The sequence below is a fragment of the Mangrovibacter sp. MFB070 genome (assembly GCF_000705335.1).
GTDB classification, from domain to species: domain Bacteria; phylum Pseudomonadota; class Gammaproteobacteria; order Enterobacterales; family Enterobacteriaceae; genus Mangrovibacter; species Mangrovibacter plantisponsor.
Genome location: NZ_JJMI01000039.1, coordinates 220,027 through 234,827, shown reverse-complemented (window position 1 = coordinate 234,827; position 14,801 = coordinate 220,027). Strand labels below are relative to the sequence as shown.

Annotated in this window: 12 protein-coding genes; 6 read left to right on the top strand and 6 right to left on the bottom strand. The window is 52.2% G+C overall.

The annotated features are described in order from the left end of the window. Position 1: 1 nt before the first annotated feature. Together ynfE and DT73_RS19265 are read right to left on the bottom strand one after the other, a co-directional pair. The gene (gene ynfE / locus DT73_RS19270; RefSeq protein ID WP_036113442.1) at positions 2–2,437 is read right to left on the bottom strand and encodes a selenate/tellurate reductase subunit YnfE; all 2,436 of its coding nucleotides are present in this window, start codon (positions 2,435–2,437) and stop codon (positions 2–4) included. Between the two features lie 299 nt (positions 2,438–2,736). Further along, positions 2,737–3,024, bottom strand: coding sequence for a DUF1161 domain-containing protein (locus DT73_RS19265; RefSeq protein ID WP_036113439.1), 288 nt, complete (start codon positions 3,022–3,024; stop codon positions 2,737–2,739). 111 nt (positions 3,025–3,135) lie between these two features. On the opposite strand from DT73_RS19265, the gene DT73_RS19260 reads away from it, so the two are divergent. After that, on the top strand, positions 3,136–3,846 hold the full coding sequence (locus DT73_RS19260) for a YnfC family lipoprotein (protein ID WP_072006993.1): 711 nt from the start codon (positions 3,136–3,138) through the stop codon (positions 3,844–3,846). Between the two features lie 26 nt (positions 3,847–3,872). Here DT73_RS19260 and speG read toward each other — a convergent pair whose 3' ends face one another. Continuing rightward, complete coding sequence (gene speG / locus DT73_RS19255; protein WP_036113433.1) at positions 3,873–4,433, bottom strand: spermidine N1-acetyltransferase; 561 nt, start codon at positions 4,431–4,433, stop codon at positions 3,873–3,875. A 53-nt stretch (positions 4,434–4,486) separates the two neighbouring features. Beyond that, entirely contained in the window at positions 4,487–4,831 is a 345-nt protein-coding gene (locus DT73_RS19250) for a DUF1283 family protein (RefSeq protein ID WP_036113430.1), read from the bottom strand. Positions 4,832–5,214: 383 nt separating this feature from the next. Between DT73_RS19250 and DT73_RS19245 the strand changes: the two genes are divergently transcribed. Further along, a complete protein-coding gene (locus tag DT73_RS19245; RefSeq protein WP_036113682.1) occupies positions 5,215–6,681 on the top strand; it encodes a mannitol dehydrogenase family protein in 1,467 nt (488 codons plus the stop codon). 127 nt (positions 6,682–6,808) lie between these two features. Here DT73_RS19245 and DT73_RS19240 read toward each other — a convergent pair whose 3' ends face one another. Further along, on the bottom strand, positions 6,809–7,498 hold the full coding sequence (locus DT73_RS19240; RefSeq protein ID WP_036113427.1) for a GntR family transcriptional regulator: 690 nt from the start codon (positions 7,496–7,498) through the stop codon (positions 6,809–6,811). 88 nt (positions 7,499–7,586) lie between these two features. Next, positions 7,587–8,336: a bifunctional NADP-dependent 3-hydroxy acid dehydrogenase/3-hydroxypropionate dehydrogenase YdfG gene (gene ydfG / locus DT73_RS19235; protein ID WP_036113424.1), complete on the bottom strand. Its 750-nt coding sequence runs from the start codon at positions 8,334–8,336 to the stop codon at positions 7,587–7,589. A 534-nt stretch (positions 8,337–8,870) separates the two neighbouring features. Between ydfG and guaD the strand changes: the two genes are divergently transcribed. The 4 genes from guaD to xdhC are packed head-to-tail and all read left to right on the top strand — an operon-like array spanning position 8,871 to position 14,769. Further along, the gene (gene guaD / locus DT73_RS19230) at positions 8,871–10,202 is read left to right on the top strand and encodes a guanine deaminase (protein ID WP_036113421.1); all 1,332 of its coding nucleotides are present in this window, start codon (positions 8,871–8,873) and stop codon (positions 10,200–10,202) included. Then, positions 10,199–11,650, top strand: coding sequence for a xanthine dehydrogenase small subunit (xdhA, locus tag DT73_RS19225; protein ID WP_036113419.1), 1,452 nt, complete (start codon positions 10,199–10,201; stop codon positions 11,648–11,650). Before guaD ends, xdhA begins: the two co-directional genes overlap by 4 nt. Further along, on the top strand, positions 11,640–14,009 hold the full coding sequence (gene xdhB, locus DT73_RS19220; RefSeq protein WP_036113416.1) for a xanthine dehydrogenase molybdopterin binding subunit: 2,370 nt from the start codon (positions 11,640–11,642) through the stop codon (positions 14,007–14,009). The genes xdhA and xdhB overlap by 11 nt, the downstream gene beginning before the upstream one ends. Beyond that, a complete protein-coding gene (xdhC, locus tag DT73_RS19215; protein WP_036113406.1) occupies positions 13,993–14,769 on the top strand; it encodes a xanthine dehydrogenase accessory protein XdhC in 777 nt (258 codons plus the stop codon). Before xdhB ends, xdhC begins: the two co-directional genes overlap by 17 nt. Positions 14,770–14,801: the final 32 nt, after the last annotated feature.

Below are 14,801 nucleotides of genomic sequence, written 5' to 3'. Positions count from 1 at the left end.
CTTATACCTTCTCTATTTCAACGAGGTTGGTATGTTGCGGGTTGCCTTTCGCCAGGGGAGACGGGCGCTGCGTGGTTAATGTATTGACACAGGCTCCGTGATCAATCCTGTCTCCGTTCATATTGGCATCATGCCATGCTCCCTGGCCCATCGCTGTTACGCCGGGCATAATGCGTGGTGTCACTTTAGCGGGAATGCGCAGCTCACCACGTTCATTAAATACCCGCACCATATCCCCTTGTTGAATGCCGCGTTGTTGGGCATCAACCGGGTTGATCCACACTTCCTGGCGGCAGGCTGCCTGCAGGACGTCAACATTGCCATAAGAAGAGTGGGTGCGCGCTTTGTAATGAAATCCAAACAGCTGTAAAGGCCACTGGTGCCGCTCTGATGAATCCCAGCCTTCAAAAGTGCTGGCATAAACAGGCAGCGGGCTGATGACCTCGTCGGGTTTGATTTCCCACTTTTTGGCAATGTCTGCCAGCCGTGAAGAATAAATTTCAATTTTCCCGGAGGGCGTTTTTAATGGATGCCCCAGCGGGTCATCGCGGAAGTCTTTATAGGCAACAAAATGCCCGTCCGGGTCTTTGCGCTTATAAATACCCATTTCACGCAGTGCTTCATATTGCGGAAGTTTTGGATCCCGGGCGATCATTTTGCTGTACAGGTACTGCAACCATTCACGCTGGGTCCGGCCTTCAGTAAATTTCTGGTAAATATCCGGGCCGAGCCTGCGGGCAATTTCACTGGTTATCCAGTAAATGGGTTTACGTTCAAATTTTGCGGAAGTTGCTGGCTGGATAAATATCAGGTAGCCCATGTTACCCGCGTAATCATTGGGAATAATATCTTCCTGCTCAACGGTCATCAGGTCTGGCAGCAGAATATCGGCATATTTCGCTGAAGCCGTTAAAAAGTTGTCGATAACCACAATCATTTCGCACTGTTTGTCGTCCTGCAAAATATCATGGGTGCGGTTTATCTGGGCATGCTGGTTCACCAGTGCATTGCCTGCATAGTTCCAGATAAATTTAATAGGTACATCGAGTTTTTCTTTGCCGCGTACCCCATCGCGCAGTGCTGTCATTTCCGGCCCGCGTGTAATGGCATCTGTCCATGTGAAGCAGGAAATCGCCGTTTTAACCGGGTTATCCAGTACTGGCATACGCTCAATGGTAATGGTCCAGGTTGATTCACGCGCACCACTGTTACCACCATTAATGCCAACATTGCCGGTCAGAATGGGGAGCATCGCTATTGCGCGGGATGTCAGTTCCCCATTAGCCTGGCGCTGCGGCCCCCAGCCCTGGCAAATATAAGCGGGTTTAGTACTGCCTATTTCCCGGGCAAGCTGGATAATTTTGTCGGCAGGAATACCCGTAATAGCCGATGCCCACTGTGGCGTTTTCGGCGTTTTATCCTCTCCAGCGCCTAATATCCAGGCTTTATAATGGCCATTCGCAGGGGCATCTGCCGGGAGTGTTTTCTCGTCATAGCCAACGCAATAGTCATCTAAAAATGCCTGGTCAACTAAATTCTCGGTAATCAGAACCCAGGCCATTCCTGATACCAGAGCGGCGTCCGTACCCGGTCGAATAGGAACCCACTCATCTTCACGCCCTGCCGCGGTATCGGTGTAGCGGGGGTCAATGACTATCATTCTGGCATTGGATATTGCCCGAGCCTGCTCAAGGAAATAAGTGATCCCGCCGCCACTCATGCGGGTTTCTGCCGGGTTATTGCCAAACATCACAACCAGTTTGCTATTTTGTATATCCGAAGTGCTGTTACCCAGGTTGCTGCCATAGGTGTAAGGCATGGCACAGGCAATTTGTGCGGTGCTGTAGGTGCCATACTGGTTGAGGAAACCGCCGTAGCAATTCATCAGACGGCTGACGAGGGATGCAGAAGGTGACGAGCGTGTGACGTTGCCGCCAACAATGCCAGAGCTGTAATTGATATAGACAGCTTCATTGCCCCAGGTTTTCACTACCCGTTTCAGGTCAGAGGTAATGGTATCCAGCGCCTCATCCCACGAGATACGCTCGAATTTACCTTCACCGCGTTTACCGACCCGTTTCATTGGGTAATTCAGCCTGTCCGGATGGTTCATTCTGCGGCGAATTGAGCGGCCCCGCAGGCAGGCGCGCACCTGGTGATCACCATAAATATCAAGCCCGGTATTATCCGTTTCGACCCAGGTGACTTCATCATTAGTGACGTGCAGGCGCAGTGCGCAACGGCTGCCACAGTTAACTGAGCAGGCACCCCAAACCACTTTTTCTCCGGCAGGTGCCATACCCTGTTTCACGGCCGCAGTGGCAGGGCGCAAACCGAATGGCAGGCTCACACCACCGGCGGCCAGTGCCAGCCCACTTAGTACGCCAGATTTGACCAGCGTTCTGCGGCTGATACCGCTATGTTCATCGCTCGACATAACTCGCTCCATCAACACAGAAAATAGGTAACTACAACATGAAAAGCACTAATTAAAGCGTCGATTGCTGTGTGGTCATGCCTGTGGACTACCGCGGGCTTTTTGCACCAGAGAAACACTTCAGTCGCTTTTAGTTACCAGGCTAATAATTTTCAATATGTAGTGTGGCAGGGCGGGTGGCGTAAAATATTATTTCGAATCAAATATCAGCGTGGTTTGTGTGATAAAACAGATGGAGTGCTGGCAGGGGGGAATAACGGGCGTGGCTCAACGTCAGGCCACGCCAGGGCAGAAATGCATCAGGGTGATGGTGTGTGCATTTCGCTGTCGGTGCTGTTATCGGCGCTATCGCCTTTTTGGTACAGAATCTTAAACGTATCGTTTGCACAATGGCCAACAACCTGCGCACCCGGTTGTTCTGCCTGGTCATTGGCTACAATCGAAAGCGAGAAGTTATCCGGGTCCACGCCATTATGGATGATTCGTTGTTCAATATCGGCTTTGACCCGTTCGCAGGATGCCGGCGCAGCCAGGGCAGAGAAGCTAAAACACAGTAACAATGCTGTAGGCCATAAAACGGCTTTCATAGGTATTACCTCCTGAATTTGTGTGATACCTCAGTCTGGCAGATAATAGGTAAAGTACTGTATTGCTTTATATCATTTAAACAGGTTAATTCTGATTTGCTAAGGAACTATGTGCGATACGTCATTCCAGTGAGTTTTATGGCGATTCTCCTCGCAGGTTGCGATGACAATCAGCCCCCGCAGGCACTGACGCCTGAAATGGCCAGTTACTCTAATGAATTCGATTTTGACCCCGTGCGCGGCCCGGTAAAAACCCTGACCGAAACATTGCTCAATGAAGATGGGAAAGTTGAGCGGCGCTTCCATGCCACGTTATCGCAGGAAGGGTGTTTTAACACAATGGATATGCATGATGTGTCACGTAACACCGATTCTTCATTAGTGCTCGATGCTAACTACTATATTGATGCAATTACCCAGAATAAGCTGATTCGGCTGCAGGGAAAATGCCAACTGGAGTCTATTCCGGAAGCCGGGGTGACATATCAGACCAATGACAATGATTTCGTGACGGGAGTGACCAGCAAAGACTTGCTCATCACCTACAGTTACGCGGCGAACGGTTTTCCTCTGGGGCGGGTAACGAAAAGAGGTGACCAGACCCTGGAAATCCGCAACATACCGGAAAAAGACACGCGCAAGCTGCTTGATTACCACACAGAGACTTGGGTAAACGGTAAGAAGGTGAGCCAGACAGTACAAACCTGCGACTACGACAGCCACAATAACCCGACAACCTGTGAAATTGAAAGTAACAGCGTTACGGCAAAACCCGAAACACCAACCCGGTATACCGTAAAGTACGAAATTGAATATTACTGACAGGTACTGGCTGCGCGCAGGCAGCCCTACTGCGCAGTGGGCTTCACCATGCCGCCGGAGGGGGCTTTATGCAGAGCCATATACTGGTGCTGCAGAATATACATTCTGATGGTGTTGCGGTATTCGCCGTTAATAAAAAACTCATCTACCAGTTCACCTTCTACAATAAAGCCCAGCTTTTTGTAGATGTGAATGGCTTTGGCGTTTTCTTTATCAACAATCAGGTAGAGTTTATATAAGTTGAGAACGGTAAACCCGTAATCCATTGCCAGTTTTGCTGCCCGGGCAGCCAGGCCTTTACCCTGAAATTCTGGGGAGATAATTATCTGGAATTCCGCGCGGCGGTGGACATGATTAATCTCCACCAGCTCAACCAGGCCTGCTTTTTGCCCCTGGCATTCCACAACAAAACGGCGTTCACTTTGGTCATGAATATGCTTGTCGTACAAGTCCGATAACTCGACAAAAGCTTCATAAGGCTCTTCAAACCAGTAACGCATAACGCTGGCGTTGTTATCGAGCTGGTGGACAAAGCGCAAATCTTCTCGCTCCAGTGGGCGCAGTTTTATTTCATCAAACCCTGACATGTTTTAATTCCCTGTATTTGAGATGTGCTCCCGGCAGGCGGGAGCGGGAGAGATTATTGAGCTATCTGACGGCCAGTGTTACGGTCCAGGCAGCGCAGTGTGTTCGGCTCCCAGTACGCATTAACATTGGAACTTTTCAGGCAACGGTCACGAGCGTCGAATGCCGCATCTTCCTTATCCCATTCTTTTTCAACCCGGTTGTTAACCTTGTTACGCAAAGACCGCGTATCATTCCATTGTTCTTTATCCATTGCCGCGTTTTGGCGGCTCTGTGCACTGTCACCTGACTCAATAATCAGTTTATCTGTTTGCGATAACGCCGGTGCTGAAAATGCTACAGCACTGGCCAGCAGGGCGACAGGCAGTAATGACGTTAACAATTGTCCTGCTTTATTCATAGAGACTCCTTATTCACAAATCACCGGATCCTTGTTTTGTATTTACGTACAGGAAGGCCCGGGCACCTGTCTCGTAAATTATCACGAGTATATAACATTGTGATGCCAGCTCAACACCACAGGTATATCTCGTTGCAATTCCATACAGGTTAATGATAACCCGAAGACAGGATCAGGTTTTATCACAGGCTGTTACCCACCGGAACCAGACAGGCTTTTCTGGCACTGAAACGCAATTTCATTTTGTTTTGTGATGAATGTCACAATTAACTACCATTCTAGTCTTGTAGTAGGGGAAACATGTCGTACATCATGAAAGCACAGAATCGAGTCTGCCAGGATAAAGCCATCCTGGTTCAATCCGCTTAATGATGAGTTTAATAATGGAAAAGACGTTATTAGCAGCAAAAGCTACCTGCCCGGCCTATGACAGAAGCGCCCTTAAAACCCGCATTGTTCACCTGGGTTTTGGTGCGTTTCACCGCGCCCATCAGGGTGTTTATGCCGATATTCTTGCCGCTGAGCACCAAAGCGACTGGGGTTATTGCGAAGTTAATCTGATTGGCGGCGAACAGCAAATTGCTGATTTACACCGCCAGGATAACTTGTATACCGTCGCTGAAATGTCAGCCGATAACTGGCAGGCACGTGTAGTGGGCGTGGTAAAACGTGCCATGCACGTTTCCGTTGATGGCCTGGACGCGGTTCTGGAAGCCATGTGTGAACCTCAGGTGGCGATTGTCTCCCTGACCATCACAGAAAAAGGGTACTGCCATTCCCCGGCAACAGGTGAACTTAACCTGGACAACCCTCTGATTGCTGAGGATTTACGCCACCCGCAACAACCGAAATCGGCAGCCGGTGTGATTGTTGCCGCTCTGGCATTACGCAAAGCGCGCGGTCTGGCGCCATTCAGCGTGATGTCATGCGATAACATGCCAGAAAATGGCCATGTTACCCGCAAAGTTGTGCTGGCATATGCCCGCCAGGTTGATGCTGCGCTGGCAAGCTGGATTGAGCAGCACGTCACTTTCCCATGCACCATGGTTGACCGTATTGTGCCTGCCGTGACAGCAGATACGCTGGCCAAAATTGAACAGATTACCGGGGTTGCTGACCCGGCCGGGGTTGCCTGCGAACCCTTCCGCCAGTGGGTGATTGAAGATAACTTCGTCGCAGGCCGCCCGGAATGGGAAAAAGCCGGGGCGCAGCTGGTCAATGACGTTATCCCATTTGAAAAAATGAAATTACGGATGCTTAACGGCAGCCACTCATTCCTGGCTTATCTGGGTTACCTTGCCGGTTACCAGCATATTAACGACTGTATGGGTGATGATAACTATCGCCGTGCTGCACATGCGCTGATGCTGCGTGAACAGGCTCCGACACTGCAGGTTCAGGGCGTGGACCTGGCGCGTTATGCGGATTTATTGATTGAGCGTTACACCAACCCGGCACTGCGCCATCGTACCTGGCAAATTGCGATGGATGGCAGCCAGAAATTACCGCAACGCATGCTGGATTCAGTTCGCTGGCATCGTGCGCATAACAGTGATTTCTCACTGCTGGCGTTAGGTGTTGCCGGGTGGATGCGTTATGTCGGTGAGGTAGATGAACAAGGACAGCCCATCGAGGTAATGGACCCGCTGTTGCCTGTTATCCGTGAAGCTACTGCCGCTTCGGCGGAAGATGATTCCCGGGTTAAAGCTTTGCTGGGGATAAGCGCGATTTTTGGTACCGATTTACCTCAGGACCCGGTCTTTGTGGAAGCTGTTACCCAGGCCTGGCGTTCATTGCTGGCGCATGGCGCAAAAGCGACGGTTGCTGCCTGGGCTCAGGCGAATGCCTGATACTGGCATAGTGATTTATGTTTTATCAACCAAACCCGCTGCGGCGGGTTTTTTACGCCCGGAGGAAGAGGAAGACAGCTGGCCAGTAAATTATCTTCAAATAACGCCAGCCAGGCACTCCACGGACTTATTGCTCTTCAGTAAACCAGTCGCGGTTTTCCTGGCGAATTAGCAAAACAGAAGCACTAATCTCAGCCAGGTGCTGATGCATGGTTTCGTCAGCCAGTTGTTCATCATGCTTTTCCAGCGCCCGGAATATCGCCCAGTGTTGCTCCAGCAACATCTCATGAGGCGTAACGTGGTCAAGGCTCATAAACCGCACCCGGTCCATTGCCGCTTTAATATTCTCAATGGTTTCCCATGCCAGGCGGCACTGGGCAACATCACAAAGAATTTGGTGAAAATCGTCATCCAGTTGGAAAAAGTCGTTCAGCTGGTGGCGGTCAATTGCTGTGCGCTGCTGGTTGAGGTTTTGCTCTAACTGGTAAAGCTGTGCATCGGTCACCAGTGTGGCGGCACGGCGCACAACGGCGCGCTCTATCGCTTCACGGACAAAACCGCCACTACGTACCTGGTTCAGGGAGATCTTGTTGACGTAACTCCCACGCTGAGGGCGGATCTGGATCAGTCCATTTTCTGCCAGTTTGATAAACGCCTCACGTACCGGCTGGCGCGAAACATCAAAACGCAGCGACACTTCTTTTTCTGAAAGCGGGGTGCCGGGCGGAATCAGGCAGTGCACAATATCGCGCCGCAAAATGCGGTATATCTGCTGATTGACGGGTTGGGTTGGGTTGAGATGCGTTTCAGCGGCCATGGTTTGTCTTTTGTTAGAGTAAACCCAATGATTTTACCCTGTTTTTGGCGGTTCGCCCATACCCGGCTGGCAAGCCGGGTGGGGAAAATCAGGCTGAGCGATGGACTGTTAACCCACCAAAAGTCTGGCTGACAGGCATCATCTCAAGTGTATTGATATTGACATGCGCAGGCAGGGTGGCAACCCACCAGACAGCCTCGGTGACATCTTCCGGGGTCAGGGCTTGCGTATTCTGGTAGGTTTTATCCGCTTTATCGTCATCACCTTTGAAGCGAACATTGGAAAATTCCGTGCCACCAACCAGGCCTGGTTCAATATCGGTTACCCGCACCCCGGTGCCGTTCAGGTCGGTACGCAGGTTAAGACTGAACTGGCGAACAAACGCTTTGGTCGCCCCATAAACATTGCCACCTGCATAAGGCCAGCTACCGGCAGTGGAACCAATATTGATGACATGCCCACGGTTACGTTCAACCATGCCCGGCAACACTGCGCGTGTCATATATACCAGGCCTTTGGTATTGGTATCAATCATGGTTTCCCAGTCATCCGCGCTGGCTTTATGTGCAGGCTCTAAACCCAGGGCCAGCCCGGCATTATTTACCAGCACATCAATGTCGCGCCATTCGGCTGGCAACGAGCTGATGGCGGATTCAATCGCTGCACGATTACGCACATCAAGTTGAATGGTCAGCACGCTGTCGCCGAGGGCGTCCTGCAATGCTTTTAAACGCTCAGCCCGGCGCCCGGTAGCAATAACTTTATGCCCGTTAGCCACAAAACGACGAGTAATTGCTTCACCAAACCCGGCTGTTGCGCCTGTTACCAGAATAAGCATCTGTATGTTCCTCTACATTTTTGCGTGGTTTTGCCCATGGCAGAACAGGCAGCGGTGGTACAGCCCTGGCGGTATACAGCATCGTGATTTGTCTGCACACACGGTACATGTTGAACAGCAAGTGATTGTTCGGTAACCAGCAAAGCTCACACAACTGCCTGAAACAGAATCTATACCTTAGCACGCGAAACATAAGCTTGAGAACTCTGCCCGGATAACAACAGCATTCCGGTGTTCACTCATGGTGCAACTGAACCATTAAAGTGCAGGGAAGATGCACGAAAAAGTGCGGCAAACAGGCCTGGTAAACTAAAATAACAAATGGCAAACGGTTGCTTTAATATGCAACCGTTTGCGCCTGGGGAAAATAGCCTTCAGTTGCGCAAATGAAATAAAAATATGTAAGCTAATGAATAATAAATGAAATTTATAAAAATAAAATTGGCACTCTGATTGCAGGTTACCTGTGACGATATGGTTATTTAATTCATCTGCATAATAAAAGAGGGGTAACCCTCATTAAAGAGGCTGATTATGGCTGTTAACTATACTCAGGCTGTCCGGGGGCAATTTTTCGATATTACCCAGCCCTCAGACGATCCTGCCGCCATCGCTGAGCATGCCCGTTACCTGGAAGACGGCCTGTTATTAATAGAAGACGGGCATATTGTGGGCCTGTACAACTGGTCTGAAGGTAGGCAATTGCTGCGCAGCACTGATGATGTGGCTGATTACCGCGGGAAACTGATTGTGCCCGGGTTTGTCGATACCCACCTGCATTACCCACAAACAGAAATGATAGGTGCCTGGGGGGAGCAATTACTTAGCTGGCTGGAAACCTATACCTTTCCCGCTGAGCGCCAGTTTGAAAATGAAGCCCATGCCATTCAGATGTCGGCTTTTTTCCTGAATCAATTACTCAGTAACGGCACTACCACGGCAATGGTATTTGGCACGGTCCACCCACAATCCGTGGATGCATTATTTAGTGTTGCCTGGCAACTGGGCATGCGCATGATAGCGGGCAAAGTTATGATGGACCGTAATGCGCCTGACTACCTGACAGAAACACCTGAACAGAGCGAACAACAAACCCGCGAACTGATAACACGCTGGCATAAAAAAGGGCGGCTTAACTATGCGCTCACTCCGCGTTTCGCACCCACTTCTTCACCTGAATTGCTGGCGGTGGTTGAACGCCTGCGTACAGAATTTCCGGATACCTGGCTACAGACACATTTAAGTGAAAACACCCAGGAAGTGGAGTGGGTGAAAAGCCTGTGGCCCGAACAGGAAAATTACCTCGGCGTTTATGACAGCTACCACCTCACCGGGCGTCGTAGCGTATTTGCTCATGCCATCCATCTTGATGACGACGAATGGAACTGCCTGCAGCGTACTGAATCTGCCGTGGCTTTTTGCCCGACATCTAATCTGTTTTTAGGCAGTGGCCTGTTTAATTTGCAGCGTTGCCAGCAACAACGTGTGCGTATTGGTATGGGAACCGATGTGGGCGCAGGAACCACATTCAGCATGTTACGCACGCTGGGGGAAGCCTACAAAGTAGCCCAGTTGCAGTCATTTCGCCTCAGTGCGTGCGAAGCATTTTACTACGCCACTCTGGGCGGGGCGTATGCACTGGATCTGGATAACTGTATTGGCAATTTTATGCCTGGCAAAGAAGCAGATTTCGTTGTGCTTGACCCGCAAGCCACTCCATTGCAGCGCCTGCGCGACAGCCACTGCCGGGATATTTACGAACGGTTATTTGTGCTGATGACTCTGGGGGATGACCGCAATATCTGGCAAACCTGGGTAAACGGCCGGGCAGTATGGTCCAGAGATGAGTGTGAGGTGGCAGCATGATTACTTTTTTACATAACCGTAAACGTACCACGTTGCGAGATATTGACCCCGACACCACGGTACTGAACTGGCTGCGTGGCCCGGCCGGTTGCCCGGGTACCAAAGAAGGGTGCGCATCTGGTGACTGCGGCGCCTGCACGGTAGTGGTTGGCGAGGCGCAACAAGGCAAAATGGTATGGAAAACAGCAAATAGCTGCCTGATGCTGGTAAGCCAGTTACAGGGCCGGCAACTCATAACAGTGGAAGACCTGGCGCGCGGGCAGCAGTTACACCCGGCTCAGCAAACCCTGGCTGACCACCATGGTTCCCAGTGCGGTTTTTGCACGCCAGGAATTGTGATGTCGATGTTTGCTCTGCAGAAAAATGCCCCCGGAGCAGACCGCCACGCGATTGAGCAACATCTGGGGGGGAATCTGTGCCGCTGTACGGGTTACCGGCCAATTATTGAGGCGGCTCACGCTCTGTGCCAGTCACCGGATAACGACCAGTTTCAGGCAGATTCAGCCGCCATCGCGCAACAACTGGCACAAATTACTGCTGAAGAACAGAGCGCTACCAGCGAATTGGCTGGTGACGGCCACCGTTGCCTGATACCAAAAAATATTGCAGACCTTGCCCGCCTGTACCAGCAATACCCGCAGGCTCATTTACTGGCAGGCGGAACAGACCTGGCATTGCAAATCACCCAGTTTTACCGCCCGCTACCCTTGCTGATTAGCCTTAATCATGTGAAAGAACTCAGCACCATTACCGTGACGGATACCATGATAACTCTGGGGGCAACAGCCCGCCTGGCGGACATCGGCCGTGAACTACAGGGGTACATTCCGGCATTCAGTGAGATGCTCACACGCTTTGCTTCCTGCCAGGTGCGTAACCAGGCAACGCTTGCCGGTAACCTGGCAAACGCATCGCCAATTGGCGATGGTGCCCCGATGCTACTGGCTCTGGGGGCCAGCCTGACTTTGCAGTGCGGCGAACAACAGCGTGAACTGTCACTGGATGATTTTTTCCTCGATTACCGCAAAACCGCGCTGGCTCCCGGAGAGTTTATTCGTGCCATCCATATTCCAAGAGTGACAGTGTCACCTTCATTTCAGGCATGGAAGGTGTCGAAACGGCGTGAAGACGATATCTCGACAGTATTTGGCGCATTTAACCTGCACCATCAACAGGGTGTGATCACCGCCGCCCGGGTGGCATTTGGCGGTATGGCGGCCGTGCCCGCCAGAGCACTGGCCTGTGAGGCGGCACTGTGTGGCAAGCCGTTATCAGAAACCACATTAGCGGCGGCCCGCTCAGCGCTGGATAAGGATTTCTCGCCGTTATCAGATTTTCGCGGTACCAGCGGCTACCGCTTACAGGTCGCGAAAAATTTATTGCGCCGTTATTTCATGAGCCAGCTACAAGGTTCAGACCTGGTGGAGGTGAGTCAGTATGTCGGGTAACCCAGTCAGCCTGGATGAACAGGCACTTAAAACACAATTTCTCAAAGCATTTGACCAGGGCGCCGGGCGTAGTCAAAAACATGAAAGTGCGGATAACCAGGTAAGTGGTAAAGCCACTTATGTGGATGACCGACTGGTCTTACCGGGTATGCTCTATTTATGCCCGGTGCTCAGTGAACACGCTCATGCCCGTATTCTTTCCGTTGATACAGACGCCTGTTACCAAGTGCCAGGTGTGGTCAGAGTGTTTTGCTGGCAGGATGTACCCGGTGAGCTGGATATCGGCCCGCTGGCACCGGGCGACCCTCTGTTTGCCAAAGATACCGTGGAATATCATGGCCAGGTGGTACTGACGGTTGCTGCTGAAACTCAGGAAGCCGCCAGAGCAGGCGCACTTGCGGCAGTGGTTCGCTACCAGCCACTTGATGCCGTGCTGGATGTAGAAGAAGCACTGGCCCGCGAACTGTATGTTGAAGCACCCCATGTCCACCAGCGAGGCGATGCTGCAAAAGCGCTTGATACGGCACCCCGGCGTATTCAGGGGCAGTTCCATATTGGCGGCCAGGAGCATTTTTACCTGGAAGGGCAAATCGCGGTGGTACAGCCTGGCGAAGATAACCAGGTTCAAGTGTGGTCTTCCACTCAACATCCTACTGAAGTGCAGAAGCTGGTGGCATCGGTATTGGGTGTCAGCATGAATAAAGTGACCGTGGATATGCGCCGCATGGGCGGGGGGTTTGGTGGCAAAGAAACCCAGGCTGCAGGTATTGCCTGCCATGCTGCTCTGGCCGCCAGCCTGACAGGGAAGCCGGTAAAAATGCGCCTTTCACGGCGTGACGATATGCGTATAACGGGGAAGCGCCACCCGTTTTTTGTCCGTTACGATGTTGGCTTCACTACTGAGGGTATCCTGCATGGCGTGCATATCGATCTTGCCGCCAACTGTGGTTATTCCCTTGATCTGTCCGGATCAATTTGCGACAGGGCGATGTTCCACGCCGACAATGCTTACTACCTGGGCGATGCCCGCATAACCGGTTACCGTTGCCGGACCAATCTGGCCTCCAATACGGCCTATCGGGGTTTCGGCGGGCCACAGGGCATGGTGGCAATAGAACAAATCATGGACAGAATCGCCCGTGAATGCGGTCTGGATCCACTTGTTGTGCGCCAGCGTAATTTCTATGGGGCACCAGGGCGTGATACCACCCATTATGGGCAGCAGGTCACCCATAACCTGGCTGATGTTCTGACAAGCCAACTGGTTGACAGTGCCCGGTATGCCGAGCGCCGGGCAGATATCGCCACCTTTAACCGCACTAACCCGGTACTGAAACGCGGGCTGGCGATGACGCCAGTCAAGTTTGGCATCTCTTTTACCTCAAGTTTCCTTAACCAGGCCGGGGCGCTTATCCTGATTTACACCGATGGCACGGTACAGCTTAACCATGGCGGTACTGAAATGGGCCAGGGGCTGAATACCAAAGTCGCTCAGGTGGTGGCGCAGGTGCTGCAAATCCCCCTGAGTGCCATTCAGGTAACACCCGCCAGCACCGGGAAAGTTCCCAATACATCGCCTACCGCCGCTTCATCCGGGGCTGATCTTAACGGTAAAGCTGCGGAAATTGCAGCCCAAACCCTGAAACAACGCCTGACCGACATGCTGTGCGGCCTGCATCAGTGCACAGCAGGCGAAGTGGTGTTTAATAATGGTGTGGTGCAGGTTCCGGGCAAACACTACGCTTTTGCCGAAGTGGCAACCCTCGGCTGGCTAAACCAGGTGCCACTCTCTGCAACCGGCTTCTATAAAGTACCGGGCATTCATTACGACCGGGCAGCAGGCAAAGGTTCGCCGTTTTATTACTTCTCCTGGGGTATGGCCTGTGCCGAGGTGCTGGTGGATACCCTTACCGGGGAATACCGCTTGTTACGCGCGGACATTCTGCATGATGTGGGGGATTCACTGAACCCGGCGCTGGATATCGGCCAAATTGAAGGGGGCTTTATTCAGGGCGCCGGATGGCTGACAACCGAAGAGCTGTGTTGGGATAAAAACGGGCGTTTGCTGACTGATGGCCCCATGAGTTACAAAATCCCGGCAATCAGCGATATTCCGCCTGATTTAAGAGTCAACCTGCTGGAAAACCACCCGAATCCGCAGCAAACAGTATTTCGCTCCAAAGCCGTGGGCGAACCGCCATTTATGCTGGGGATCGCGGTATGGAGTGCTCTGCAGGATGCCATAGCCAGTGTGGCTGAGTACCGGCTTCATCCGTCTTTGGATGCACCCGCCACCCCGGAGCGGGTGTTGTGGGGCGTAATGGCAATGCAGGAGGCCTGCAATGAACCAACCCGATGACTGGATTGATATTTTGCAACAACTGCGCACAACCGGTACACCTTGTGTATTACTGACCGTTCTGAATGAAAAAGGCTCCGTTCCCCGGGGCGATGGCACCAAAATGGTGGTTACCGCCGGGGAAACCTGGCTGACAATTGGTGGCGGAAACCTGGAGTTCCAGTGTATCGCCCAGGCCCGCACAATGCTCCAGGCACAGCAAACCATGCCCCACCTGGAGCATATTGCGCTGGGAGCCCGTACTGGCCAGTGTTGTGGTGGCATGGCAAGCGTATTATTCGAACCGCTATTGTCCCCGCGCCCGTCGGTGGTTGTCTTCGGCGCAGGGCATGTTGGGCAGGCGCTGGTGAACCTGCTAAGTACGTTGCCCTGCCAGGTCACCTGGGTGGATGAGCGCCCGGGAATGTTCGCAGCCGCGCCATCAGGGGTTATCTGCCGCCAGGTGGATGACCCGAATGACGAAGTCCGGTGTGCGGCACCGGGCAGTTATTTTGTGGTTATGACCCACCATCACCCGCGCGATTTAGCGCTGGCAGAAACCATTCTGCGCCGCGACGATTACCGCTACTTTGGGCTGATTGGGTCACGCACTAAACGCCAGCGCTTTGATTACCGGCTGGAAGGTAAGGGGATTGCCGCTCAGCAACTGGCGAAAATGCGCTGCCCGGTTGGGTTACCGGATGTCAAAGGAAAGCTGCCTGCCGAAATAGCCGTTTCCATTGCCGGAGAATTGATTGCTGTCTGGCAGCAAGATGCCTAAGCTTGGGAAAGAACATCACTGATAACAAGGAG

What these genes read in the sequence shown, in the direction of transcription:
- ynfE (WP_036113442.1), bottom strand. Translation starts at nt 2,437, where the DNA reads ATGTCGAGCGATGAACATAGCGGTATCAGCCGCAGAACGCTGGTCAAA.
- DT73_RS19265 (WP_036113439.1), bottom strand. Translation starts at nt 3,024, where the DNA reads ATGAAAGCCGTTTTATGGCCTACAGCATTGTTACTGTGTTTTAGCTTC.
- speG (WP_036113433.1), bottom strand. Translation starts at nt 4,433, where the DNA reads ATGTCAGGGTTTGATGAAATAAAACTGCGCCCACTGGAGCGAGAAGAT.
- DT73_RS19250 (WP_036113430.1), bottom strand. Translation starts at nt 4,831, where the DNA reads ATGAATAAAGCAGGACAATTGTTAACGTCATTACTGCCTGTCGCCCTG.
- DT73_RS19245 (WP_036113682.1), top strand. Translation starts at nt 5,215, where the DNA reads ATGGAAAAGACGTTATTAGCAGCAAAAGCTACCTGCCCGGCCTATGAC.
- DT73_RS19240 (WP_036113427.1), bottom strand. Translation starts at nt 7,498, where the DNA reads ATGGCCGCTGAAACGCATCTCAACCCAACCCAACCCGTCAATCAGCAG.
- ydfG (WP_036113424.1), bottom strand. Translation starts at nt 8,336, where the DNA reads ATGCTTATTCTGGTAACAGGCGCAACAGCCGGGTTTGGTGAAGCAATT.
- guaD (WP_036113421.1), top strand. Translation starts at nt 8,871, where the DNA reads ATGGCTGTTAACTATACTCAGGCTGTCCGGGGGCAATTTTTCGATATT.
- xdhA (WP_036113419.1), top strand. Translation starts at nt 10,199, where the DNA reads ATGATTACTTTTTTACATAACCGTAAACGTACCACGTTGCGAGATATT.
- xdhB (WP_036113416.1), top strand. Translation starts at nt 11,640, where the DNA reads ATGTCGGGTAACCCAGTCAGCCTGGATGAACAGGCACTTAAAACACAA.
- xdhC (WP_036113406.1), top strand. Translation starts at nt 13,993, where the DNA reads ATGAACCAACCCGATGACTGGATTGATATTTTGCAACAACTGCGCACA.